The organism is Saccharicrinis fermentans DSM 9555 = JCM 21142 (genome assembly GCF_000517085.1).
GTDB lineage: Bacteria > Bacteroidota > Bacteroidia > Bacteroidales > Marinilabiliaceae > Saccharicrinis > Saccharicrinis fermentans.
On sequence record NZ_KI912107.1, the window covers coordinates 4,817,765 to 4,841,843 of the forward strand.

At 37.9% G+C, this 24,079-nt stretch carries 23 protein-coding genes; 10 read left to right on the plus strand and 13 right to left on the minus strand.

Features of this window, described 5'->3' with window-relative positions; translation table 11 throughout:
- The first annotated feature begins 30 nt into the window (after window positions 1-30).
- Both CYTFE_RS0119850 and CYTFE_RS0119855 read left to right on the plus strand, forming a co-directional pair.
- A complete protein-coding gene (locus CYTFE_RS0119850) occupies window positions 31-438 on the plus strand; it encodes an OsmC family protein (protein ID WP_027473243.1) in 408 nt (135 codons plus the stop codon).
- 9 nt (window positions 439-447) lie between these two features.
- A complete protein-coding gene (locus CYTFE_RS0119855) occupies window positions 448-1,455 on the plus strand; it encodes an NAD-dependent epimerase/dehydratase family protein (RefSeq protein WP_027473244.1) in 1,008 nt (335 codons plus the stop codon).
- 26 nt (window positions 1,456-1,481) lie between these two features.
- Here CYTFE_RS0119855 and CYTFE_RS0119860 read toward each other — a convergent pair whose 3' ends face one another.
- The 4 genes from CYTFE_RS0119860 to CYTFE_RS0119875 form a co-directional block, all read right to left on the minus strand.
- Complete coding sequence (locus CYTFE_RS0119860; RefSeq protein WP_027473245.1) at window positions 1,482-2,066, minus strand: DUF502 domain-containing protein; 585 nt, start codon at window positions 2,064-2,066, stop codon at window positions 1,482-1,484.
- 111 nt (window positions 2,067-2,177) lie between these two features.
- Window positions 2,178-2,540 (minus strand): MmcQ/YjbR family DNA-binding protein, encoded by a 363-nt coding sequence (locus CYTFE_RS0119865; protein WP_027473246.1) that lies wholly within the window; start codon window positions 2,538-2,540, stop codon window positions 2,178-2,180.
- A 96-nt stretch (window positions 2,541-2,636) separates the two neighbouring features.
- Window positions 2,637-3,002, minus strand: coding sequence for a YraN family protein (locus CYTFE_RS0119870; protein WP_027473247.1), 366 nt, complete (start codon window positions 3,000-3,002; stop codon window positions 2,637-2,639).
- Window positions 3,003-3,107: 105 nt separating this feature from the next.
- Window positions 3,108-4,010 carry a S66 peptidase family protein gene (locus CYTFE_RS0119875; RefSeq protein WP_027473248.1) on the minus strand — a complete coding sequence of 301 codons (903 nt, stop codon included), beginning with the start codon at window positions 4,008-4,010 and terminating at the stop codon, window positions 3,108-3,110.
- 231 nt (window positions 4,011-4,241) lie between these two features.
- Between CYTFE_RS0119875 and metG the strand changes: the two genes are divergently transcribed.
- Entirely contained in the window at window positions 4,242-6,278 is a 2,037-nt protein-coding gene (gene metG / locus CYTFE_RS0119880) for a methionine--tRNA ligase (RefSeq protein ID WP_027473249.1), read from the plus strand.
- Between the two features lie 412 nt (window positions 6,279-6,690).
- Here the strand turns inward: metG and CYTFE_RS0119885 are convergent, their stop codons facing one another.
- The 3 genes from CYTFE_RS0119885 to CYTFE_RS0119895 form a co-directional block, all read right to left on the minus strand.
- The gene (locus CYTFE_RS0119885; RefSeq protein ID WP_027473250.1) at window positions 6,691-7,575 is read right to left on the minus strand and encodes a carbohydrate kinase family protein; all 885 of its coding nucleotides are present in this window, start codon (window positions 7,573-7,575) and stop codon (window positions 6,691-6,693) included.
- 205 nt (window positions 7,576-7,780) lie between these two features.
- Entirely contained in the window at window positions 7,781-9,277 is a 1,497-nt protein-coding gene (locus CYTFE_RS0119890; protein WP_027473251.1) for a mannitol dehydrogenase family protein, read from the minus strand.
- Between the two features lie 43 nt (window positions 9,278-9,320).
- Window positions 9,321-11,033: a purine-cytosine permease family protein gene (locus CYTFE_RS0119895; RefSeq protein WP_027473252.1), complete on the minus strand. Its 1,713-nt coding sequence runs from the start codon at window positions 11,031-11,033 to the stop codon at window positions 9,321-9,323.
- Between the two features lie 1,285 nt (window positions 11,034-12,318).
- Here CYTFE_RS0119895 and CYTFE_RS0119905 point away from each other — a divergent pair.
- Window positions 12,319-14,901, plus strand: a complete 2,583-nt coding sequence (locus tag CYTFE_RS0119905) for an RHS repeat domain-containing protein (RefSeq protein WP_027473253.1) — start codon at window positions 12,319-12,321, stop codon at window positions 14,899-14,901.
- A gap of 34 nt (window positions 14,902-14,935) precedes the next feature.
- Complete coding sequence (locus tag CYTFE_RS0119910) at window positions 14,936-15,316, plus strand: hypothetical protein (RefSeq protein ID WP_027473254.1); 381 nt, start codon at window positions 14,936-14,938, stop codon at window positions 15,314-15,316.
- A gap of 37 nt (window positions 15,317-15,353) precedes the next feature.
- Here CYTFE_RS0119910 and CYTFE_RS0119915 read toward each other — a convergent pair whose 3' ends face one another.
- From CYTFE_RS0119915 to CYTFE_RS0119925, 3 genes are read right to left on the minus strand one after another with little or no spacing between them, the layout of a single operon-like run.
- Complete coding sequence (locus CYTFE_RS0119915; RefSeq protein WP_027473255.1) at window positions 15,354-15,650, minus strand: type II toxin-antitoxin system RelE/ParE family toxin; 297 nt, start codon at window positions 15,648-15,650, stop codon at window positions 15,354-15,356.
- Entirely contained in the window at window positions 15,650-15,880 is a 231-nt protein-coding gene (locus CYTFE_RS27415; RefSeq protein ID WP_044213942.1) for an addiction module protein, read from the minus strand. The genes CYTFE_RS0119915 and CYTFE_RS27415 overlap by 1 nt, the downstream gene beginning before the upstream one ends.
- 11 nt (window positions 15,881-15,891) lie before the next feature.
- Window positions 15,892-16,230 (minus strand): helix-turn-helix domain-containing protein, encoded by a 339-nt coding sequence (locus CYTFE_RS0119925; protein ID WP_027473256.1) that lies wholly within the window; start codon window positions 16,228-16,230, stop codon window positions 15,892-15,894.
- A gap of 188 nt (window positions 16,231-16,418) precedes the next feature.
- Between CYTFE_RS0119925 and CYTFE_RS0119930 the strand changes: the two genes are divergently transcribed.
- The 5 genes from CYTFE_RS0119930 (at window position 16,419) to CYTFE_RS0119955 (ending at window position 23,081) form a co-directional block, all read left to right on the plus strand.
- Window positions 16,419-20,033 carry a tyrosine-type recombinase/integrase gene (locus tag CYTFE_RS0119930; RefSeq protein ID WP_027473257.1) on the plus strand — a complete coding sequence of 1,205 codons (3,615 nt, stop codon included), beginning with the start codon at window positions 16,419-16,421 and terminating at the stop codon, window positions 20,031-20,033.
- On the plus strand, window positions 20,020-20,883 hold the full coding sequence (locus tag CYTFE_RS29620; protein WP_081736049.1) for a tyrosine-type recombinase/integrase: 864 nt from the start codon (window positions 20,020-20,022) through the stop codon (window positions 20,881-20,883). The genes CYTFE_RS0119930 and CYTFE_RS29620 overlap by 14 nt, the downstream gene beginning before the upstream one ends.
- Before the next feature lie 6 nt (window positions 20,884-20,889).
- Window positions 20,890-21,039, plus strand: a complete 150-nt coding sequence (locus CYTFE_RS30175) for a hypothetical protein (protein ID WP_154665707.1) — start codon at window positions 20,890-20,892, stop codon at window positions 21,037-21,039.
- Window positions 21,040-21,270: 231 nt separating this feature from the next.
- Window positions 21,271-22,263, plus strand: coding sequence for a hypothetical protein (locus CYTFE_RS29070; RefSeq protein WP_152541840.1), 993 nt, complete (start codon window positions 21,271-21,273; stop codon window positions 22,261-22,263).
- Between the two features lie 8 nt (window positions 22,264-22,271).
- Window positions 22,272-23,081, plus strand: a complete 810-nt coding sequence (locus CYTFE_RS0119955) for a hypothetical protein (protein ID WP_027473258.1) — start codon at window positions 22,272-22,274, stop codon at window positions 23,079-23,081.
- 41 nt (window positions 23,082-23,122) lie between these two features.
- On the opposite strand, the gene CYTFE_RS0119960 is transcribed toward CYTFE_RS0119955, so the two are convergent.
- From CYTFE_RS0119960 to CYTFE_RS0119970, 3 genes are read right to left on the minus strand one after another with little or no spacing between them, the layout of a single operon-like run.
- Entirely contained in the window at window positions 23,123-23,380 is a 258-nt protein-coding gene (locus CYTFE_RS0119960; RefSeq protein ID WP_027473259.1) for a type II toxin-antitoxin system RelE family toxin, read from the minus strand.
- Complete coding sequence (locus CYTFE_RS0119965; protein ID WP_027473260.1) at window positions 23,370-23,579, minus strand: hypothetical protein; 210 nt, start codon at window positions 23,577-23,579, stop codon at window positions 23,370-23,372. Before CYTFE_RS0119965 ends, CYTFE_RS0119960 begins: the two co-directional genes overlap by 11 nt.
- Before the next feature lie 12 nt (window positions 23,580-23,591).
- Entirely contained in the window at window positions 23,592-23,927 is a 336-nt protein-coding gene (locus CYTFE_RS0119970; protein ID WP_027473261.1) for a helix-turn-helix domain-containing protein, read from the minus strand.
- Window positions 23,928-24,079: the final 152 nt, after the last annotated feature.

Consider the following 24,079-nt stretch of genomic DNA (forward strand, 5'->3'; position numbering starts at 1 on the left):
TGTTGATATGGTAAATTAAAATTATACGTGATGAGCATTACTGTTAAAACTACTTATTTGGGAAACCTGAGAACAGAAAATATACACCTGCAGTCGGGAGCCAAGATAATTACGGATGCGCCGACGGATAATAGAGGTAAGGGTGAGGCCTTTTCACCAACCGATTTGCTGGCTACCTCGTTGGGAAATTGTATCATGACGATCATGGGTATTACGGCCATGGATAATGATATTGATATTGAGGGTACACAGTTGGAAATTACCAAAATAATGGCCGCGGATCCACGTAGGGTTGCGGAGGTGCGGATGGATTTTACATTTCCGGATAAGGCTTATAGCTCACAAGAAAAAAGACTCATAGAAGGTGTGGCCGGAATTAGTCCGGTTCCGTTGAGTGTTCATGCCGACCTTAAACAAAGTATCAAATTTAATTGGTAGACAGTTTTTATGATTTTAGTAACAGGAGGCACAGGTTTAGTTGGGGCGCATTTGTTGTATCACTTATTGCAAGGAGGAGGACAGGTTCGTGTGTTGAAAAGAGCCAGTTCAAATATTGAAAAAACCCGCTTTGTATTTAATTTTTATGGGCCAACAGCTCAAGGTTTATTTGAGAAAATAGAATGGGTGAATGGTGATTTGCTGGACTATGAATCATTGGAGAGTGCCTTGATGGATATTGAAGTGGTTTATCATACTGGTGCGTTGGTGTCTTTTAATCCATCATTAAAAAATGAGATGATGGATGTCAATGAGGAAGGAACAGCTAACTTAGTGAACTTGTGTGTGGAGAAAAAAATTAGAAAATTTTGCTTTGTAAGCTCCGTTGCTACTCTGGGAAACTCGAAAAATGGAGAAATGATTGATGAGTTTTCTTATTGGCAAGGAGGTAGAGATCACTCAGCTTATAGCATGAGTAAGTTTAGGGCGGAGATGCAGGTTTGGAGAGCTACCAAAGAAGGATTAAATGCTGTTATTGTGAACCCTTCGGTTGTTATTGGGCCCGGAGATTGGGGGCAAGGTAGTCCTAAGATCATAAAAACAGTGTATAAAGGTCTGCGTTTTTATACACCTGGAGGTACCGGTTTTGTAGATGTTAGAGATGTGGTGGCGGCCATGATCAAGCTGGTGGAGAGCCCGGTGAAGAATGAACGTTTTATCTTGAATGGTGCCAACTTATCTTATCAGTCCTTTTTTACCCAGGTGGCAAATGGCCTCCAGGTGAAGTTGCCCAGGTTCAAAGCAAACAAAAGATTGGTGGCACTGGCCTGGCGCTTCGAAAAGCTGAGGAATATATTATTTGGGGCCGAGCCTTTAATCACTAAAGATTCTGCCCGAACTTCGCTAAAAACAACTAAATATTCAGGGAGTCTGATTTCTAAATTTGTTGCATTTGAATACACGCCCATAGAGGATACTATCAACGATACTACCCAGTATTTTTTAAAGACTCAATAGGGTACTTGCCTTTGCTGTTCGTAGCTTTATTTTTTCATCTTAGAGACGCCTCCTGAAACGATAAATTTCATCACCTCTGCAGAATTGGCCTTGATGGGTGTTATCTGTTTTCTGGGTACCAAATAAAGTTCACCTAGCATGCCGTATGAGCTGGGCAGATATACACCTACCATATCGTTTACGCCTAGTTCTTCAAGTTTTATGTTGGTGATAAATCCCAAACGGTGTATAATACCTATGTCATCTAACTTCACAATGACGGGCTGGTTGAATTTTTTTTCGCCACCCACAAAGGCAGACAATAGATCTTTAACCGAGGTGTAAATCATTTTAACCAAAGGGGCTTTTTTCATCATCCGGTCATATGCCACCGAAATGGGGGAGGAGATCATTCGTTGTCCGATGTACCCGATGAGTGTTAGTAATACCAAGATAAGTGCCAATCCCACCCCGGGAAAATTGTACTTGGCTAAAATGCCCTTTTGAAAGAATGCCCGATCCATCAGTAGACCATCGATCCATACAATAGCAAAGATGATGACGTAAATGGTAACTGCCAGGGGTACCACATAAAGAATGCCTTGTAGAAAATAGCGTATTAGTTTTTTCATGTTTAAAAATTAGCGAAACTTCACTAGTCAGTACAAATTTCAATCATTCACTTGTGTGTCCGATTATTTGCCCTGGCCATGCCCGTTTCATGTGTCTCTTTTTTTATATTTTTATTGCTTTGGTAGTTTTGCTAGTTCGTCTTTCTGCTTTTTTGTGAGCTTAGCCCATACCAATGCATAGGAATGATCAATAAGTGATTTGATAAAATCAGGTTGTAAGCCACCGTTTATTTTTACGGTGTTCCAATGCTTTTTGTTCATGTGATAGCCTGGGGTGATGGACGCATACTGCTCGCGAAGGGTAATGGCCTTTTCCGGGTCACATTTTAGGTTGATGGATAATTCCCCTTCTAGTTTGGTGAGGGCAAACATCTTGCCCATCACTTTAAATACCAATGTTACCTCGTCAAAGGGTAGTTCTTCGCTTGTCCCTTTTTTCGATAGGCAGTAATTTCTTATTTCTTCAATATGCATTTTTCAATGTATTATGGTAATGTGTTAATCGACGAAAAATATACCTATAAAAGATGAGGTGTTCTTTCATCTTATGTAAAAAAAGTTGATGACTTTTTAGTTAATAGGTGGATAAAAGGCTTCCTCAATATGGTCAATTTTCCAGCCCCTATTTTCGGGAACAACAGAGATTACATCGAATCTAACCTCCAGGTCAATATCATGTTCCAGTATATAGGCCTCTGTGGCATCCACTAAAAAACGTATTTTTGACTTGGTAATAGACTCTTCGGGATGCTCCCACTCTTCTGTTGATCGGGTTTTTATTTCCGCTATAACAAGGAGCTCCTCATTTTGAGCTATCAAGTCAATCTCTTTGTGTTTGTAACGCCAGTTTTGCTCTAGTATCTTATATCCTTTGTCTGTCAAATAGTTTGCGGCAGCCTGTTCTCCTTCCTTTCCTAGTTCATTATGTTTAGACATGGTTTGTTCATTTAAGGTCGTTAATGTTTATTTACGTATTCCCGAATCTAGCAAATAATATCCAGCGAGTAACCAATAGTGTAAAGAATAGACCAGCTAATGATTTTATACAGAGAGCAGGCTTACTTGGTTGCTATCTACTGTTAATTCTGTATTGTCTCCCAATATCAGAGGGTAGTTGGTTTCGATATGTCCCGATGGAAAATTAAAAGCGACAGGGTAGTTGTATTCTTGTACTGATTTTAGAATAATTTCATCTATATTTTCTCCAAATGGAGTTTTGTTGTCCTTCATCTCCGTAAATTGTCCGACTACCAGACCTGATATTTTCTCGAGAATACCCCCAATTTTTAAATTCAGCATTATTCTGTCTAGATGGTATAAATATTCCGATAAATCTTCAATAAATAGTATTTTACCTTCTGGCTTTAAGTCATATTTAGTTCCTCTAAGGGCATATAAAAGAGAGAGGTTGCCCCCTGTTAGTATGCCTTTGGTATGCCCCTTTTGGTTTTTGGTATAAGGATTAATGATGTACTGAGGTTTTTGACCTTCAAGAAAAGCAAATAATATGTCTATGTCGGCCGAAGACTCAGTGTAATTTAAAAAACTTTTGCACATAGGTCCATGAATAGAGGCTAATCCATGTTTTTGGAAAGCGGCATGTAATACAGTGATGTCGCTGAATCCTATCAGCCACTTGGGTTTTTCAGTTATCTGATCAAAATTCAGGTCGTCGACAAAGCGTAAGGTACCATAACCTCCGCGGGCGCACAAAATGGCATTGACAGTATGGTCGTCCATCATACTTTGTAAGTCATCTTTTCTGTTTTCGTCTGTAGCAGAAAAGTTATGGTAATGTTTGTTCAGATATTTGCCAAGCTTTGTTTTGTAGCCCATCTGCTTAATCCTGAGGCAGGCTTGCTCTATGATGGTAAAATCGATTCTGCCTGCCGGTGCAACAATACCAATGGTGTCACCTTTTTGTAAAGAAGGAGGATGTATCATCAAGTCAAACTTTTGAAATGAGATTCGTAGCAGTTGTGTACTTGCTTTGAACCGTAAAAAAACAAAAATAATAAAAACGACTCGTATTTATGCATTGGAAACTAATTAGTCCAAATCTGTGTAAAATCATAGGCAAAACCTTATCTTTGCACTTTAATATCACCTGATAACAAATCCGGGCTTGATTTTTTGGCCGGATTTTTATTTTTATCAAGCATTAAGCGTTTACAAATGGATAATTTTAAAAGAACACTTATTACCACTGCATTACCGTATGCCAACGGACCTGTTCATATTGGTCACCTGGCCGGGGTCTATGTCCCAGCCGATATTTATGTCAGATACCTGCGAATGAAAGGTGAAGATGTGTTGTTGATTGGAGGTAGTGATGAGCACGGTGTTCCTATTACCCTTAAAGCTAAAAATGAAGGGGTGACACCGCAGGATATCGTAGATAGATATCACGGTATCATAAAAAAGTCTTTCGAGGACTTTGGGATAACTTTTGATGTTTATTCCAGAACAACAACAGAAACACACTACAAAACGGCTTCCGAATTCTTTAAGACCTTGTATGATAAAGGAGAGTTTATTGAAAAAGAGTCTGATCAGTATTATGATGAGGAGGCCAAGCAGTTTCTGGCCGACAGATATATTACAGGTACATGTCCCAGTTGTGGAAATGATGGAGCATATGGCGATCAATGTGAAAGCTGTGGTAGCTCTTTAAATGCTACGGATCTAAAAAATCCGGTCTCGGTAATCTCAGGTAGTGTGCCGGTGCTGAAAAGAACCAAGCACTGGTATTTGCCGCTGGATAAACATGAACCATTCTTGAAAAAATGGATACTGGAAGATCATAAGGAATGGAAAGCCAATGTTTATGGACAGTGTAAATCGTGGATCGATCAAGGCCTGCAGCCACGTGCGGTTAGTCGTGATTTAAATTGGGGTGTGCCTGTGCCTGTTGACGGCGCCGAAGGAAAGGTTTTGTATGTTTGGTTTGATGCTCCTATTGGATATATTTCAGCAACCAAAGAGCTTACTCCTGAGTGGGAAAAGTATTGGAAAGATCCGGAAACTAGAATGTTACATTTTATTGGCAAGGACAATATTGTATTTCACTGTATCGTATTCCCATCTATGTTAAAGGCGGAGGGATCCTATAACTTGCCGGATAATGTTCCTGCCAATGAGTTCTTGAATTTGGAGGGAGATAAGATATCCACCTCGCGTAACTGGGCCGTGTGGTTGCATGAGTATTTGCAGGATTTTAAAGACCAGCAGGACGTATTGAGATATACCCTTTGTGCCAATGCACCCGAAACAAAGGACAATGATTTTACTTGGAAAGATTTTCAGGCGCGTAATAATAATGAGTTAGTGGCCATATTAGGGAATTTTGTCAATCGTGCTATGGTACTTACCCATAAATATTATCAAGGCAAAACGCCGCCAATGGGTAATGTCGTGGATGATTTTGATAGGGAATCGCTGGCCCAGATAGATGTGATTGTAAAAAAAGTGCAAAAAAGCCTGGATCATTTTCGCTTTCGTGAGGCTGTGAAGGAAATGATGAATCTGGCACGACTGGGAAATAAATACCTGGCCGATACGGAGCCCTGGAAAGTGATTAAGACAGATGAAGAGCGTGTTAAAACAATCATGCATGTGTCTCTTCAAATTACGGCTAATCTTTCTGTTTTGATGGAGCCCTTTTTGCCTTTTAGTGCTGTTAAACTGCAGACAATGTTGAATTTGTTTGGTGTTAATTGGGACGATTTGGGACGAACAGATTTGTTGTCTGAAGGACATGAGATTAATAAACCGGAACTTTTATTTGCTAAGATAGAAGATGAGGCCATTCAAAAACAGCTAGATAAGCTGGAGGCTACTAAATCCGCCAATGAGGCTGCTGCTAAAGTTGTTGAGCCGGCTAAGGAAAATATTAGTTTTGACGAATTTGCAAAAATGGATATTCGTATTGGAACCATTTTGAGTGCCGAAAAAGTGGCTAAGACTAAAAAACTATTAAAACTTGAGGTTGATACGGGGCTTGATAAAAGAACCGTGGTGTCGGGTATAGCAGAGTATTTTAGTCCGGATGATATTGTGGGAAAGCAGGTCAATATCCTAGTAAACCTTGCTCCGCGAAAAATTAGAGGGATAGAATCACAGGGTATGATTTTAATGGCTGAAGATGCGGATGGAAAATTGGTATTCATTCAACCGGGACAGCCTGTAAAACCAGGTTCTGGAGTTAGATAATTGCGAACATGGGTGTGAACTGCAATATGTTTCGGCCTGAAAGAAGATCCTAGTAAAAAAGAAATATATTGGCTTCGTGCAATTTGTATATGGAATGAATTACTTGAGGTTGCAATGGGAGAGTTGTGACTGGGTAAGAAATATTTAATGGGGTTATTTCCTATTGAAAGCTGTATGTTTAACACGATTTAACTTTTGTTTGTACGGCTTCACGTTATTAAGCCGTATGTTTGTCATAGATTTTTTTTCATAGATTTAGATTTGGTTAACAAAGCTGATTTTAAGGGTAAAGGATAGATGTTTCATCTATCCTTTTTTTATGGATTAATTTCAACGCTTGTAGTGTAGTTCTCATGCGTCACTTGACATCGCTGTTGAGGACTGATATTGATCTGTTGTTCCAGACTTTTTGTTAGCTGTTGTAAATAAGTCCTTTGATTTCATCATCCAGTACTGGAGGGTTTGCTCCATTCTTAGATGCCACAATAGCACCAACCGCACATGCTAGATCAATGGCCTTCTGTGCTTCCATGCCCTCTAATAGGTGGGTGATGATCGTAGCTAAAAAGGAGTCGCCGGCTCCGACGGTATCTGCCACTTGAATCTTATATCCATTATTGTAAACAAAGCCATCGTTCCTGAAAAGTACCGCTCCCTTTTCTCCAAGCGTGACACAGATGTTGTTGGTATGTGTTTTTTCTGAAATAAATTGAATACGCTCCTCCATGGTTTTGTCATTGCACCCTAGATCAGTACTTATTTTTATGATCTCGTCATCGTTAAACTTTATGAAGTCAGCCTTTTGCATCATTTGAACTAGGATGTCCATACTATAGTGAGGAGGACGTAGATTAACGTCAAATACATTAAATTTGGCATTGTCTAGCAGTGTGAATAAAGTTTTCTTCGAAGTCTCTTGTCGTGCAGCCAGACTTCCGAAGATAAAGGCATCGGATGATTGAACGGCTTTTATGTCTTGGTCTTTAAGTTTGATGTCGTCCCAGGCGCAAGGCATTTTTATTTCGTATGATGCAGCGCCATTCTTGTCTAGTTTTACGAGAACTTCACTGGTTGCGTAATTTTCACTTACTTGTACTAAGGAGCGATCCGCCGAAAATTTTTTCATCTCATTTATAATTTCCTCGCCGGCGTCATCGTTGCCAATACAACTAATTGTTTTTGCTTGATGACCAAAAGATTGGATTCTTAATGCAACATTCAGGGGTGCTCCGCCCAGTTTTTTGCCTGTTGGTAACATGTCCCAAAGTATCTCTCCGAAGCATATAATATCTTTCATGTGTTAAAAAATTAGCGAAACTTCATTGGTTCGAGCAAATTTGAATCATTCACTAGTGTGTTTACTTATTTGCTCTGGCCATGCCAGTTTCATGTGTTAAAAAAAATAGCGAAACTTTATTGACTCGAGCAAATTTGAATCATTCACTAGTGTGTTTACTTATTTGCTCTGGCCATGCCAGTTTCATGTGTTTAAATTCACCTTTTTAATTTTCTCTGAGCTTTATATTTAGTTCAGCAACGCACTCTTTTATCTTTTTTGTTCTGAGCATTTTTAGTGCCGTTACGAATACTTCCACGAAAGTTTTGTCTTCAGAGAGTTCTCCAAATATTGTTTTTATCCTTAAAAAGGCCACCGGATCTTGGTGTGATAATTCTGCGGCGCGAGTAAGTTCTTGGCTCATGACGTCTACTATTTCATAAGATTCTCCGTTTTCATCTGTGCCATCGTTGTATTTGCACCAAGCAGCTATCACAAAGGCAGCTCTTTTTATTTTGCCCTGTTGCTTTAGTTGATCCCTCACGGTAGATAACAAGAAGATGGGGATCTTAGCAGAACTTTGCAGGCATATTCTTGAGATATGGTCTTTGATGTATATATTCTGAAATCTTTCAATCAAGCTTGTCTTGTATTTATTTAGGTCGATATCGCCTAGGTGTCCAAGTGTTGGTGTCGCTTCTTCGTCCATGAATGCGCGCAAAAATGTTTTGAAGTCCTCATCCCGAGCTGCCTGGTCAATTGTTTTGTATCCGTGTATAGCACCTAACATGCCTAGTACAGAGTGACCTGCATTTAGTAAGCGTAATTTCATATTTTCAAAGGGTACTACATTTTTTACAAACTGTGCACCTACTTGCTCCCATGCTGGTCTTCCTGTTGCAAAATCATCTTCAATCACCCATTGTATAAAAGGCTCGCAGACTACCGGCCATTGGTCGGCTAAGTCAAATTGTTCTTCTAATTGATTAATATCTTCAGCTACTGTGACCGGAGTGATGCGGTCTACCATGGCATTGGGAAAGGTGACGTGGGAGTCTATCCAATCAGCCAGTTCGGGTTCTGCTTTTTCAACAAAGGCCATCAGTGTTTTTTTTGCTACGTCACCGTTGCCTTGTATGTTGTCGCATGATTGTATGGTACATCCTTTAAGTCCACGTGTCTTCCTAAGTTTTAAGGCTTGCGTTAGGTAGCCAAATACAGTTTTGGGGGATTCAGGATGAAGAAGGTCGTGCTGTATCAGTTTGTTGCTAAAATCAAAGTTGCCAGTGGCTTCGTTGATGTTATACCCTCCTTCGGTGATGGTTAATGAAACGATTTTAGTTTCGGGTTGCGCTATTTTTTCTATTACTGCATGCGGGTCGTCAGGCGCTAAAAAATATTCCACCATGGAGCCGATTACTTTGGGCGTGAGTGTGCCGTCTAGTTCTTTGATTACCAATGTGTACAATCCTTCCTGATTCTTAAGGATGTTGTATAGTTTTCGGTCGTGTTCCAGGAGTCCTACTCCGCATATGCCACAGTTCAGAATGCCCGTTTTTTCCATTAGTTCATTGGTGTAATAGGCTTCATGAGATCGATGAAAATTACCTATTCCAATATGAACAATTGAGGTACTTACCTTGCTACGGTCGTATGTAGGGATACTTATTTCGGGTGATAATGAATGTAAATTTGCTTGATTAAGTGCTACTAATGTTTTCATAACTATATCTTTTTGGTTCGTCATGGTATGTGACTGTTTTTGTTTACTTAATTAAGGCCTTCTTCCTTCGTAGATTCCAATAGGCAAATACGAAATATCCGATGGTGCAGTAGAAAGCATACTGATGAAAAATGGCTTTGTTTGTTTGGTATACTTCAATGGAGTTGCTGCCAAACATGGTGTTCGCGGCCAGACCAAGGATAATGGCCAGGCAGATCAGGGATAGAGCAGTTAGTATTTTTGAGAAGATTGAAGCATCCTTATGTTGAACCTTTTCTGTTTTGGCTCTTTCTTCCTGATACTTTGCGATGTCTTTTTGTAAGTTCTCTTCGGCCTTTATTTCTTCGCTATACTTTTCTTTTGCTCCGCTTTTTGAGGCTAGTAGTGAGTATAGAAGGATGGTAAAGATCCATACGGGGATAAATAAATAGTAAAAGGATATGATGCCCCAGGCATTCAGTCCGAAACCTAATGCCAGACCTGCTATCCAGGAGAAAATGGCTGGTTTGCTGGTGATTGTTTTTTTGTAATAAGCCCAGTAAGGTGTTAGTCCTATTTTTGGGAATAGGAAGTGTTCTGCAAAAACAATAGCGCCTACAGGTACCACCAATAGACCGGCATAGGTAAGTAGGGGTAGTATTCTGGAGAAGACAAAGGGGAAGCAGGCGATAACAACAGTGAAAATACCGACTATTAAAGTGGTTCGTCTTCGGGAGTGCTTCTTGAATATGGCCTGTGCAGCAAGTCCTGCGCGGTATAAATTAGCATTGGCTGTTGTCCAGCCGGCAATGATTACAATGACGAATCCGGATGCTCCCAGTGCGTAATAGGCCACGTCTCCCGGGTCAAGTGCTACTACGGGTTTGTTGAGTAGGATACCGGCGCCTGCTCCCATGATTCCTGCAGCTATCCAGGCAAGGTAGTGTCCGAATAACATACCAAAACTGGTATATAAACCGTAGCTGGCTTTCTTGGCGTATCTTAGGATGGCCATGTCGATCAGACCAAAGTGGGTGATGGTGTTTGCTGCCCAGGCAAAGCCTATTACTTCCACTAAGCCAATGCCTTCGTGTCCGTCGGATGTTACTCCTTTCCAAATAGATAGGTCGCCAATCTTTAAAAATTCAGCCCAGCTGGATATGGATGTATTCCCTATTACCGAATGAGCTAAGGCCGGGAGTAAGGCCAGTGCACCTGCAATAAATAAGGTGAAGAGCCATGGGGCACATATACTTGAGAAGTCTGCTACTGTTTTAAATCCGTATATGGCCACAAAAACGACCACGATGCCTACTGCTATTACAATTAATATGAATGATATATTGGATGAATACCAATTTAATTGAGCGGGAATATCAAATAAAAATCGAATGGCAGAGGCTGATACAGTTATCATGGCTGCTGAAATCACTGTGAATATGATCGCATTGGCCCAGTTGTATAGCTTTGTCATGGAGTCACCTGCTATTTTTTGAAGGTAAGTATATAAGCTTAGTCTCGTTTTAACTGCTATTGGTGCTGTCAGTAGGGTCCAGCTTAAAACAGCTAAAATATTACCGATTAATAAACCAAACAGGATGTCGCGTGTGCTGGCTCCCAATGAAACAAAGGTTGCTCCTATTACAAATTCGGTGGCTGCCACGTGTTCTCCCGCGTATAAGCCTGCAAAATATTTTCCACCATGAAGTCTGTTCTTTGCTATTGGCAATTGTTCATCGTCGATGTGTGAGAAATCACGTATAGTCTTGTTGTCCATAATAAAAGTTTTTATAAGCTAATGGCTCGATGTAAGGACTGTTTTGAGTCCACTATTTTTTTAATGTAAAGACCGATAAAAAGTGCTTATTTTGATATCAAAAATTAATAAACGTAAAAACTACGTTTGTTGATGGTAAATGTAATAAATAAAAATTAACACTGTTGTTTTTAATAAAAAATAATAAAAAAATATTTAAAATGCTGATAATGAGAAAATAAATTGCGTTAATTCTCTGAATCGAGATGAAAATTCCTTTTATTTCCTCTTGTATAATTAACATAAAGTGCTTAATAAATGCGTATTTTAACAATTGTTAATGGATGTAGTATCAAAAGTTAGAAGTAATATGATTCTGCAAAGCGTGCAAATTAGTTCGTACTAACGTAGTAAAAACGTTTAATAAAATTTAAGCTTGTTGGAGCATTTTTTTTTCTTTTGTAATATGTGGCAGATTGTATTTTTTACAATCAATCTTATTAGAAAAGGTGTAGGAATGGAAATGGCTTTAGAATTACTAGGGCAATTTCTAAAACAACAAAATCTCTTTTTTTTAACCGAACAACTTTCATAAGGGTTATACGTTTATCGCTATTGCTATGGAGTGATACGTGATGTGTTAACTGGCGGACAAGATACCTCTAGATTTAAATAGTAACATCTTCTAAAATATTGATAATTAAAAAGCTAATTGTAAAGAGGTAAAACCATTAGAGGCTAAGGTGGAAACTCTAGAAGTGGAAAGGAATAAGGAGAAGGAAAAGCTAGAAATGCGCTTAAGCCGGTTAGAGGCTTTATTATTGGAGATTACTTTAAGCGAATTAACTATAGAGCTTTAATTAATGTTTGATTAATGATGTAATATACCTTATTGCTATCTCTTAGGGATATTGAGGTATAACGAGAAAATATTGAAAGAATATTAAACAATATATTTTAAAAAATATGGTGGTTTTAATAGGTTGGTTGAATCAGTTTCGTCATATGGAATAAAAGAGGTAAATGTATTGCGATGGGCAAATGAAGATGCGCCAGATGGAGCTATTTATTATTCTTAAGATGAAACGTCAATGCGTTTCCTGTATGGACATGGTATGATAAGCATAATAGAGAACTTCGTAAGGATTATTATAGATTAAACAATAAAGTATATATAGACACTAAATATTTAAACGGAAGGTTATATCGTGTATCCGAACCTCATTATAATGATGATTCGCAAATTGTATGGGCTTTAACAAATAAGTACGATGCATATAATAGGCTTAGTTTAGTAGACACACCATTGGGTAATACCGAATATGATTATTCAGGTGTTAGAACTGTTACAGTAAAAGCCCCAAATTCAACTAAAGTTATTGTGCTTAACGAGGATGGAAATGTCAAGAGTACAAGTATTAATGGTAAATCGGTACAATATAACGACTGGCCAACAGGTGAAGTATACACTGCTACTCCAGAAGGAGGATCTGCCGTTGAAACACATTTTGATATGAAAGGTAACCGTATACTATTAAACGACCCAGATGCTGGTCTCAGAAGTACTACTTATAATGGTTTTGGAGATGTTTTGAGTCAAGAAAACAGAGGACGTAATGATGAGGAAATAATTAATACGATATATTCCTACGATGAGGAAACTGGTTTAGTAGATTATGTTACCGAAAATGGAATAGTAACAGATTATGGATATGATGAGGAGTTTCGGTTAGAAACAATTTCAATTGATGACCTCCACTCTAAAACGTTCGAATATGATAGATTTAATAGGGTTACTAAAATAGCTGAAAATATTGAAGGCAATAAATCTTTTACGGAATCAATTATTTATGACGATTGTAACAGGGTTGTTAAAAATATATACCCTTCTGGATATAGTATAAGTTATAACTACAACAAACATAGTGAACTGTTTAGTGTATCTGATAAGGATAAATATACTATTTGGACTGCTAAAGAATCTAATGCTAATGGACAGTATACTAAAACACTAAAAGGAGGTCTGGAATGCACTTATAATTATGATAATAGAAGTTTGCCTGAGCTTATTAGCGCGTATGGCATAGTAAATATGACCTATGTTTTTGATAAGAACGTTAGACTTGAAAGTAGAACGGATCATATAAGCAATAATGCGGAAGAATTTAGTTATGATACAAAAGGCAGGCTGCAAAGTTGGACTGTAAAAAGAACTAATGAAGATCCGATTTCAAATTCAATTATTTACGAGCCTACTACAGGTAATATAAAGTCTAAAAGTGATATTCAATACATCATGAATTATGGCGAAAACGACTTTGGCCCTCATGCTATTACTTCAATTAATGGTAAACCTGCAAGTTTTTCCGATGAAGAACAATTTATTGAATATACCAGTTTTAAGAAGGTTAGTAAAATAACAGTGGGAAGTAATGAGCTTAATATTGTCTATGGAATAGACAAGCAAAGACGTAAGTCTGTATTTTCTGGAGGCTTAACGAGGTATTATTTTAATAATTACGAAGAAGATTATTCAGGTAATAATGTAAAAAAGGTGCATTATATTACTGGGGGTAACGGAATTACTGCTATGTATATTGAAACCAATGGAGTTGGTCAGTTATACCATTTAATTACTGATTATCAAGGTTCGTTAATTGCTATTGCTAATAAAGATGGAGAAATTGCAAGTTTTGATGGTTCAGAGCAAAAATTTGCTTACGATCCATGGGGTAACCGACGTAACCCTAACGATTGGAAATTAATAGATACACGTACGAAATGGTTATCTGACAGGGGTTATGCCATGCACGAGCATCTAGACGGCTTTACTCTAATTAATATGAATGGTAGAGTGTACGATCCTATGTTGGCTCAATTTTTAAGTCCTGATCCCTATATTCAATCGCCTGATAATTGGTTAAATTACAACAGGTATACATATTGCCTCAATAACCCGATGCTCTATACCGACCCAAGTGGGGAGTTTTTCGGGGCAGCTTTACCGTTAATGGTTAAAATTGGGATTGGAATAGGTGCTGCTGTAGGAGGTTATACTGGTTATAAAATAGGAGAAGCCAATGGTGCATCAGGTTTAGGCATGGCTGCTTACATGTTAGGCGGTGCTGCTATTGGAGGTTTTTCTGGTTATGTCGGAGGGACAGTAGCTGCAGGAGGCGGCATAATGGCTAATACTGGTGCGATAATGGCAGGCTCTTATACAAATTCAATGGGCATGGCAATGCTCAGTGGCGGTGATATGCCTCCAAGTATCAGTTTTGGTGCTGGCTCGTTTAATTTTGGAACTGGAGAGTTTAGGTCAATATTTGATTGGAAAGACTTATCTACTATGGAAAAGATTGGATACGGATTAGGGGCTTTGGCTAACTTAAATGATCTAATCAATCAAACGAGTGCAACTTTGTATACTCAAGAAAGGTATCCAGATGGCTCCAAAGATATAATTTCACATTCAGGTATAGTAGATGACGCATCGACAGACAAACTAATGTCCTTTGGTCCCAATGATAGTAAAATTGGTGCAGGAGGTTTTAAAGACCAGGTTGGAGGTCTTAAACCAGGAGGAGGATATAAGAAATTTGGCCTTGCAATCCGTAAGAGCACAACTGGATATGATGTTCCTGTGAGTTTATCTAAGTTTCAAAGTGTGGTTGTAAATAAGCATTTGTTTAGTGGATTACGAGGAATAAGCAAGATTATACCTTATCAAGGTGCTACAACTAATTGTGTTAATATGTCTTCAATAGGTTTTTGGTTAAATGGTATACCAAATATAGGAATTCATCCATATTTATTACATTATAGTACCGCAGCTTATTATGGAGGGTTTAGACCAGATATTTTTAGTTACTATCTAAATAACAATTAAAATGACAAGGTTACTTTTCTTTATATGTATTTCAATGATGGGAATAATTTATTCATCAAAAGTGAATAGTCAGGAGATGATATTGATTAAGCACAATTGTAAAATTATTAGTCATGGATATTTTACTTTTTGCACCATAGATGATAGTCAAGCGATTGATAAGGTAACATTTATATATAGTGTTGACCTGAAAAAAAAATCATATACTACTAGCCTAATGTCAAAAGACACACTATCTGTTAATAATGTTGACAAGAAGTATTTAAAGGATTACAGTGAAAGTGATGTTTGGAATCGTAAGCGGCTTGGAACTTCAGTAGAGAAATATTTTACGATTTTCCATAAAGATTTTTTGATTTGGAGTAACTCAGAAAAATTAGATTTTTTTACGAGAGTCAGTAAAAACGAGAAATAGCAAACAAAAAAGCCTCGGTTTTACCGGGGCTTTTGCTTTATCTGTTTTTCCAAAGTTCGGGATTTCTACTTGTATGCAGAACAGCCGAAATGATTACAGTTTTGTCTTTTTCGTCAATTGTATAGTGAATCATAAAAGGGAACACGTTTAAAACGGCAGTCCTTACGTTTTTATAACGGATATTTGAAGCTTTGGGGTTCTGCCTGATAAAATGGACATTTTCACGCACTTCTGCAGTAAAACTTTTACCAAGTCCTTTTTGTTGTTTATTATACCATTTGGCAGCTTCCCGAATATCTTCTTTTGCAAGAGGTAGGATTATAGATTTATACATTACAGCTCTTTTTCTATATCATCCATCGCAGAATCAAAATCCAAAGCAGAACTAGGATTTTGTTTATAATCTTCAAGGCGTTTTAATACCAAATCTTTGTGCCATTCTGGAACGCTAATTTCTTCCTGTTCAATATTTTTGTATTTATTTTTAAGGTCGTTCCATTCGTTTATGGGAATGAATACGCCAGTTGTTTGTCCTTTGCTGTCTGAAATATATTGTAGGTTCATAATATTAAAATTTATCTGTTTGAATACGCTTGTTGTGTTTTGTAATCCCTGATTACGGAATCAATAATACTAAAAAACTGATTTCTAAAATCGGGGCTCATGCTTTGGATTTCTTGAATCCTGTTCAGAATCTTTTTATCAAAGGCAGCGTTTTGCCCTTCCCCGACTAAATAATCTAGTGAAACCTCAAAAGCATCTGCCATACGTTTAGCAACGTCAATAGAAGGAGCAGCTTCATTACGCTCATACCTTCCAATGATTACACGAGAAACATCAATTTGTTTAGCAAGGTCTGTTTGCGACCATCCTTTTTGTTTTCTCAGTTCTGTTATTTTAAGTCCGATGTTCATTTTTATTGCTTTAAGGACACTTTAGTTAACAATGAGATACAAAATTAGGTAATTATAGTGACAAAAAGAAACTATAATTTTTTGACTTAATGAAACTATTGTATACATTTGCAACTAATAATTATCAAACAACTTTTTTCATCATGGAAATAAGCGACATAAGATAAAGGCTTTCGATACTTACGGTTTTGCAGCATTACAACCTTAAACCCGACCGGAACAACCAAATAAAATGCCCATTCCACGAAGACGATAAACCAAGCTGCCGTATTTATGCCGACACAAATACTTTCCATTGCTTCGGCTGCAATGCTACAGGCGACCAAATAGAATTTATTGAGAAGTACAAAAAATGCAGCAAGCACGAAGCAATATTAAAAGCCAAGCAACTTTGCGGAATACCAGAGCCGATAAAAGCGGAGAAGCCAAAAGCAAAGCCAACACCAATAAACGGAGCTGAGATTTTAACGAAATCCTTTACTCACTTTGCCCGAAGCTTAAACGCCAAACCAAAGAAAGCCATTGAATATTTAGAAAGTCGAAAGCTTAATTACAAAGCTTTATCCATCGGTTACGATGCCGGAACGCTGCACAAAGCAAAAGATATTACCAACCAACAGAAACAAGAATACTTACAAACCGGATTACTCAAGCCTGATAAGTTTGGTAGGGAAAACAGTTATTACACGAGATTTAATAACTGTATTGTTTTTCCATTACTCGACAAAAGCGGAAATATAAAAAGCTTGTACGGTCGCCATGTTGAGAAAGGACATCATTATTTAGAAGGCGAACACAAAGGATTATATCCAAAATACCCAAGTGAGGACACTACCAAATTAATACTAACTGAAGCCATTATAGATGCAGCCACACTTTTACAAGTTCCCGAAATAATAAAAGACTTTTCAATACTGGCACTTTATGGAACTAATGGTTTTACAGAAGAACACGGGCAAACCATAGCAGAACTAATCGAATTAAAGGAAGTTATACTGTTTTTTGATGGAGACGAAGCAGGAACAGAAGCCATAAAAGAAATAGCAGCAGAATTAAAACAGATAAAAGAGAAACTACAAATATCAGTTGTAGAAACACCCGAAGGCGAAGACTTAAATAGTTTATCAATCGGTCATGAACCTGAAATATTTACCCATCTAATAGAAAACAGAAAACCATTTTCTTTTTCAATTGAGTCTAGTGGCTCGACACCCAATAATAGTTCAAGTGAAAAAGAAAAACCATTTATCCAACCAATTACAAGCGGTTTAAAGGTTGCTTCTGATTACATGCAATACGAAACCGACCAACTGACAATAACACTTTGGGGCGGTATTGAAATGCACACCGTAAACCGATTAAGAGCAACCTTGCATATTAAACTAAAGGGAAACGACTATCAAAGCTTTAGAGATACCGCCGACTTGTACAGCCACAACCAAACCGACCGATTAATAAAACAAGCATCCGAAAAACTGGAAATTAGCACAAGTATAACAAACGAAGCTATTACGGGGCTAACAAAGGAACTGGAAAGCTACCGCCAACAAAAGCGAGAAGAAAAACGACAAAGTGAAGAGTCCAAAGAACAACAAGGAATAGACCGCTTTAGCCGTGAGCAAATGCAAGAAGCAAACGAATTTATTAGATACAACGAACTAACCCAATTAACCTACAGCCTTTTTAATAAGCTCGGCATGATTGGACAACAGGACAATGCAACCTTATTGTTCTTTATCTTTTTAACCAGGTTCTTTAAAAATCCATTACATGCCATCGTGATGGGGAGCAGTGGTAGTGGTAAAACGCATTTATTGCAAGGAGTAGCGAAAGCAGTACCCAAGCAACACATTAATGTAACCACCAGTTTAAGCGAGAATGCATTGTATTATACACCCAAAGACTTTTTGAAAAATAAGATATTGATGCAAGAAGATTTAGACGGGGCTTACAATGCACTTTTACCGCTTCGAGAATTAATGAGCAACCAGAGCATAAGCCGATTTAGTACTAAAACGAATAGCAGAACAGGCGACAGCAAGCAAGTGTATTTACATGTTAAAGGCCCTGTTTGTGTGGCTGGCGCAACCACAAAAGACAAAGTTTATGAGGATAATGCAAACCGCAGTTTTTTGATACAAATAGAAGAAAGTCCAAAGCATGAAGCTCAGGTAATGGAACACCAAGGCAAAGTAGCTGCAGGGTTAATCGACTTTAAGAAATACGAGCAAAATGTAAACCTGTTAAAAGCCTCTCAACTACTAATAGAACCAATGGAAGTGCTGATAGCCTTTGCACCAAAACTGGAACTTCCACCTCATGTATTTAAAAAGATGCGAACCAAGAACCATTACTTAACCCTTATAAAATCAATTACCCTTTGGAATCAAAAGCAACGCAAAATTACCACCGATAAGGAAGGTAATAAATATTTAATCAGCACTTTGGAAGATGTGCAGTGGGCTAACTTTTTATGCAAAGATACTTTGCTTCGTAAATCGGATGAACTTGGAGGAAAAACAAGAAACTTTTTTGAAAGTCTAAAAGAACTCGTTATGCAATGGGAAGTGAAAACCTTTTACGCCAAAGATGTACGCAAATATTTACGAATGCACCCAATGACTTTACAACGTCATTTTATAGAGCTTGAAAAGCGAGGAATGTTAAGGTGTGTAAGTCGAAGCAATAAGCCAGGCAATGAATATGAAATAAGTGTTTGGGATGATTTTGAAGAGTTGAAATCGGGTATTGAAATGATGGATACTATCTTGGAAAAGCTAAAGAAAAGCGAACCTTCACAACCTTCACAAAGGGGACAAGCAGCACACATTTTTATTTTTCAACTGAACAGTACTGAAATGATACCAACAGAAATAATATCTCCACAATTTAAGCAGCTTGAAACAAGCTTTGCAAACTGGCTGCAAACCCTGAATTACAGTACAGAAACCATCAAAACCAGAAAACGAAATATTAAAGAGTTTTTGCTCTACTTAGAAAGGTGCAACATAAATACCATTGAAATCCTTACCAATGAAAAGACCAAACGCTTTAAACGATACCTGAAACGAAGAGAAAACAAACTGTATGGTTCAGGCTTAATGAATGCCAGTATAAACGTAGGGATAAGCAGTGTAAACAAGTTTTTTGAGTATCTACAGCAAACAGGAAATCCAACTCCAGATAATCTGGAATACGTTGAAGAAATCTACAAGCAGAGAAATATTATCAGCCTAAATGAAATCAATGAACTTTATAAAACAAGCTATCAAAAACACCACTTTACCAATATAGAAACCAAAGCCAAACAAGAAGCCGTAAGCCAAAGAGACAGGGCAATGCTAAGTATTTATTATGGATGCGGATTAAGAAAAAGCGAAGGAACAAACCTGGTTGCACACGATATTTTAACAGAAAGGAAACTAATCCATGTTAGGAAAGGCAAAGGAAGCAAGGAACGGTATGTTCCGGTAACTGGAAACAACCTAAATCACATCACAGAATATTTACAAAACGGCAGAAACTTCTTATTAAACCAAAACGAAACCGATAGCTTTTTTATCAATCAGTATGGCACAGCTTGCAGCGACCAGGCTTTAACAGCACGATTAAAACGGCTCACAAAAAACTCAGGCAATGCAATCCTGCAAGGAAAGAAACCAAGTTTACACAGTTTACGCCACTCAATAGCTACACACCTTTTACAGCAAGGTATGGAAATAGAAATGATACAGAAATTTTTAGGGCATAGCAGTTTAGAAAGTACACAGATTTACACCCATATTTTAAATGAGCAGCTTTGAAAAATATCGACAACAAAATGGCTACTCTGATAAAAGTATCAGCGTACAAAACAGCCATGTAAACAGGCTTAAAAACTGGTGCATAAACCAACATATTAACTTAGAGAAAATCGATTACAACGAGGCATTACAATTTATCGACAGCGAAAGACAAAGAGGGATATTAAACCAAAGCATTATCAGGGAAATAAACTCGATACGGATTTACTTCGATTATTTGTTGGAATCCGGAAAGCTGCAGCAAAATATTATCCGTAGAATTAAAATCCGAAACACACCAAAGAAAGCAATAGCAGAAACTTTATGTCCCGAACAACTTGAAATTATTTACCAAAGCTTTAGCAGCTTACCAGAATGGGAACACAGAACCAAAACAGCAAAGCAGCTGCACAAAAGAAATGTCGTAATACTTGGTTTACTGGTTTATCAAGGCTTAACAAGCGGAGAAACTGCCAAACTGGAAATCACTCACATAAACTTAGCTGAAGGTAAAATATATGTTCCATCAACAAGAAAAAGCAATGCAAGAACTTTAAAGCTTCAGGCAAACCAAATACTACCAATTAAAACTTATATAGAAGAATTTAAACCAAAACCGTTCTTGTTCCCAAGCAAAAAGCAAAGTGATATGATTTGTAATATTGTTAGCCAGGCAAAGAAACTAAATCCTGAAATTATTGATAGTCGACAAATCAGGACTTCCGTAATTATGAACTGGTTGAAATCAAACAATATCAGGCAAGTACAATACATGGCAGGGCATAAAAGTATAAGAAGCACCGAACAGTACAGAAGTCAAGATTTAAGCGATTTAACCAAACAACTTGAATTGTTCCATCCTTTAAAATAAACAACAATGGAAAAGAAAGAAGTTAAAGCAACAATAACACTCGATGGCAAAGCCCATGAAATAATGATTAGTCAAGAACGAGCTAAACAAATTAAGCGACTGCAAAAGCTGATTAAAGAAAAGAACCCACAAGCCAACACGCCCCACAGCAAATAAAACCCAGCCGTTTTTGCAAAACTCTCTCTGTCTTTTATTTGCTTCCCCTACGCCAACCCTTCTGTAATTTTTTCCGTCATGCTTTTTGTCCACCCCACATGCAGCACATTGCTTTTTCTTTTTCAATTGAAAAAATAAAAAGGTATTTTTGGGTTTTAACAATAAAAGGAAAACGTTCTTTGATTTTGGTTGCCTATAGCGTGCGAGGAAGTTAATTTTTGGCTTTACTGGTTGCGATATTGCCTGAACAACCCGCTCATATATACTGACCCGAGCGGGGAGTTCTGGCACTTGGTTATTGGGGCGGCTATTGGAGGAGTTTTCAACTGGGCTGCAAACGGCGCTGAGTTTACATGGGACGGTCTTGGATACTTTGGAATTGGAGCAGCGGCAGGAGCATTAGGAGCTGGAGTTGGTGCAGGAGTTAGTTCTTCAATTGCAGGCGGTTCCTTTGGGGCTGGTTTTGTTGGTTCTTCGTCGGCTCTAACCGCAAGTTCAAGTTTTGTGACTGGTGCAGCGATTGGTGCAGCGATTGGTGGAGCGGGTGGTTTTAGTGGTGGTTTTGCTTCAGGTTTAGGAAATGGTTTGATGCAAGGACAAGATTTTGGTGAAGCTCTTGGTAGTGGCTTGAGAGATGGATTAATCGGGGGAGTAACGGGTGGTTTAATTGGAGGAGTAACAGATGGTATTGATGCTGTTAGAGATAGTCGGAAGTTTTGGTCCGGAGGTTATCACACAGATGGTAGACAGTTTTATATGACATCGGATGGACACCCTGTTCTAAAATCTAGATATGACAAATTTACCGAAAAAGTAATGACGGGTAAATATGAGCAAGGGGATTATGTGTATGATACTTGGGAGAATATGACAAATAGGATAAATAACCAAATATCATTCTCAGCAGACTCAAATTTACCAGGAGCTAGACAAATATATTTTGGAAAAGGTGTTGAATTAAATTCGATTCAATATAGCTATAAAGGTTATATCCCAGAAGGTGGTTATGTGTTGTTGAACCAACAAACTGCGCGAGGCTTCAATACCAGTTTGGCATTAACCCAAAGCCATGGTTGGAAATTAAGCTCTCCACAAATGTTAATTAGAGGAGTAAGTTCAATATCAATATCAAGAAGTTTTGCTTTACCTCTCTCTAATGTACTAACCGAAGGGGTTAGTACGTCTGTTTTCTCGTTGCGAGTATTGGCAACAATTCATCCTTAATTATAATTATGAGATATTTGATTATATTGCTTTACTTATCTGTTAATGTGCCTATTTTGTTAGGGCAGAATTTGGTTAAAAATCCTAGTTTCGAAGAATACTGGTTTTTTCCCAAGTCGCTAACAAAGTCGGACACTTCATTTTGTAAGTATTGGTATTCTATTTATGAATGCACACCTGACTACTATCATGAAAACAATAGTTGTGGTTTTAAAAGTGCAAATAACTTATTTGGGCTTTGTAATGGTTATGATGGTAAGGCATATGTAGGTCTTTGTTTTTTATCATGGGATGGAATGACTGAGCATATAACAGGTACGCTAAACGAACCGTTAAAGAAGGGCGAGCTTTATAAAATCAAGATAAAAACAAAGTTTTCAGGTGAGCATTGCAAATTTTTCTTAAATAGACTTTGTGTGAGGTTTACAAAAGCAAAGCAATGGATTTATAAAGACGCATGGGTTTCTTATGATTATCTAGTTGCCAATAAATTTACACCAAATGTATTTTGGACATTAGATTTAAACAGTAGCAAATGGGTAACGTTGGAGAGTGAATATGTTGCTCAAGGAGGAGAAAATTATATCTCTATCGGTATGTTTCCGATTGATAAATTTTCTAACGAACTTGACGTGTTGAAGTATTTAAGTTTGAAAAGGGATGGCAAGAAAAAGAAACTCAATAAGTTTTTTAAAGATAACCAGTTGCTTTTGAAGCTAAACGAAAGCTTTACCACGGCAAGCCTAATTGATGTAAAAGACGGGGCTTATTATTTTATCGATAAGGTTAGTATAACCCCCGTTTGTTCAGATAAATAAATTAAACCTTAAAGCCCTGCAGTTCATAATGTGGGGCTTTGTTACTTTTTGTAAATATCTTTTCTGTGTCCTGCGTCGAGCACGGTCACAACCAAAACATCATCTTCAATATCGTAAATAATGCGGTAGTCACCTTGTCTTACCCGCCAACCGTTGCGGCCTTTGAGTTTCTTTGAGCCTGCCGGGCGAGGTTCGTCGGCAAGGTCGAGTATGGTCTGTTTTACTTTTTTGTAATCATTTGCTGGCAGCTTGGCAAGCTGTTTTTGAGCCTTGCGGCTTATGGACAGTTTATAGGTCATTGCGTTTTGCTTCAATTTCTTTAATAGCCTGGTCAAACGGGATAACTTCGTCACCAGATGCCTTGGCGGCATCGTATGCTTTAACGTCGTCCATTTCTTCCAGTCGCTCCAACATTTTGTTGTAGTCGTCAATCGGCAACAAAACGGCTATCCTGTGCCCCTGGTTGTCTTCTATAAACTGTTGTCTCAATGCACCCATAATTATATAGTTTTAGGCAATATACGCCTGTCTTGTTTTAAAATCTCTTATATAAGCCGAAATAACCGTCATCAGAGAACCTTTTTCATCATCGGGCATATTGTCCACTTCCTTGAACTGCTTGAGCAGAGCAGTATCTTTAATGGCGAAGCTTTCGTTACCCAATAAAAAATCGGTGGTCACCTCCAAAGTGTCCGCTATGGCTTTTAGCGTGGTAGCAGATGGCACTACCAAATCCTTTTCGTACTTGGATATGTTTTTTTGGTGAGTACCTGCCTTGTCGCTAAGTTCCTGTTGCGACAACTTCTTCTTTGTCCTTGCTATCCGTATTTTTTCTCCTAAGGTCATAATGCGTAAATATTAAACTGGCACGCCCTTTTGAGCGACTTTGATACAAATATACTGCATAATATTGATAAAACAATACCTAAAGGCTATTGTTTATTTATACCTAAAAGGTATATTTGTAGCAAATAGGTATAAGTAGAAATTTTATTTTT

Excerpts from the sequence above, each read along its gene's own strand:
- CYTFE_RS0119860 (WP_027473245.1), bottom strand. The coding sequence starts at position 2,066 with ATGAAAAAACTAATACGCTATTTTCTACAAGGCATTCTTTATGTGGTA.
- CYTFE_RS27415 (WP_044213942.1), bottom strand. The coding sequence starts at position 15,880 with ATGAACCTACAATATATTTCAGACAGCAAAGGACAAACAACTGGCGTA.
- CYTFE_RS0119895 (WP_027473252.1), bottom strand. The coding sequence starts at position 11,033 with ATGGACAACAAGACTATACGTGATTTCTCACACATCGACGATGAACAA.
- CYTFE_RS0119870 (WP_027473247.1), bottom strand. The coding sequence starts at position 3,002 with ATGTCTAAACATAATGAACTAGGAAAGGAAGGAGAACAGGCTGCCGCA.
- CYTFE_RS0119970 (WP_027473261.1), bottom strand. The coding sequence starts at position 23,927 with ATGACCTTAGGAGAAAAAATACGGATAGCAAGGACAAAGAAGAAGTTG.
- CYTFE_RS0119890 (WP_027473251.1), bottom strand. The coding sequence starts at position 9,277 with ATGAAAACATTAGTAGCACTTAATCAAGCAAATTTACATTCATTATCA.
- CYTFE_RS0119925 (WP_027473256.1), bottom strand. The coding sequence starts at position 16,230 with ATGAACATCGGACTTAAAATAACAGAACTGAGAAAACAAAAAGGATGG.
- CYTFE_RS0119960 (WP_027473259.1), bottom strand. The coding sequence starts at position 23,380 with ATGACCTATAAACTGTCCATAAGCCGCAAGGCTCAAAAACAGCTTGCC.
- CYTFE_RS0119855 (WP_027473244.1), top strand. The coding sequence starts at position 448 with ATGATTTTAGTAACAGGAGGCACAGGTTTAGTTGGGGCGCATTTGTTG.
- CYTFE_RS29620 (WP_081736049.1), top strand. The coding sequence starts at position 20,020 with ATGAGCAGCTTTGAAAAATATCGACAACAAAATGGCTACTCTGATAAA.
- CYTFE_RS30175 (WP_154665707.1), top strand. The coding sequence starts at position 20,890 with ATGGAAAAGAAAGAAGTTAAAGCAACAATAACACTCGATGGCAAAGCC.
- CYTFE_RS0119910 (WP_027473254.1), top strand. The coding sequence starts at position 14,936 with ATGATGGGAATAATTTATTCATCAAAAGTGAATAGTCAGGAGATGATA.
- CYTFE_RS0119875 (WP_027473248.1), bottom strand. The coding sequence starts at position 4,010 with ATGATACATCCTCCTTCTTTACAAAAAGGTGACACCATTGGTATTGTT.
- CYTFE_RS0119885 (WP_027473250.1), bottom strand. The coding sequence starts at position 7,575 with ATGAAAGATATTATATGCTTCGGAGAGATACTTTGGGACATGTTACCA.
- CYTFE_RS0119915 (WP_027473255.1), bottom strand. The coding sequence starts at position 15,650 with ATGTATAAATCTATAATCCTACCTCTTGCAAAAGAAGATATTCGGGAA.
- CYTFE_RS0119850 (WP_027473243.1), top strand. The coding sequence starts at position 31 with ATGAGCATTACTGTTAAAACTACTTATTTGGGAAACCTGAGAACAGAA.
- metG (WP_027473249.1), top strand. The coding sequence starts at position 4,242 with ATGGATAATTTTAAAAGAACACTTATTACCACTGCATTACCGTATGCC.
- CYTFE_RS0119955 (WP_027473258.1), top strand. The coding sequence starts at position 22,272 with ATGAGATATTTGATTATATTGCTTTACTTATCTGTTAATGTGCCTATT.
- CYTFE_RS0119865 (WP_027473246.1), bottom strand. The coding sequence starts at position 2,540 with ATGCATATTGAAGAAATAAGAAATTACTGCCTATCGAAAAAAGGGACA.
- CYTFE_RS0119965 (WP_027473260.1), bottom strand. The coding sequence starts at position 23,579 with ATGGGTGCATTGAGACAACAGTTTATAGAAGACAACCAGGGGCACAGG.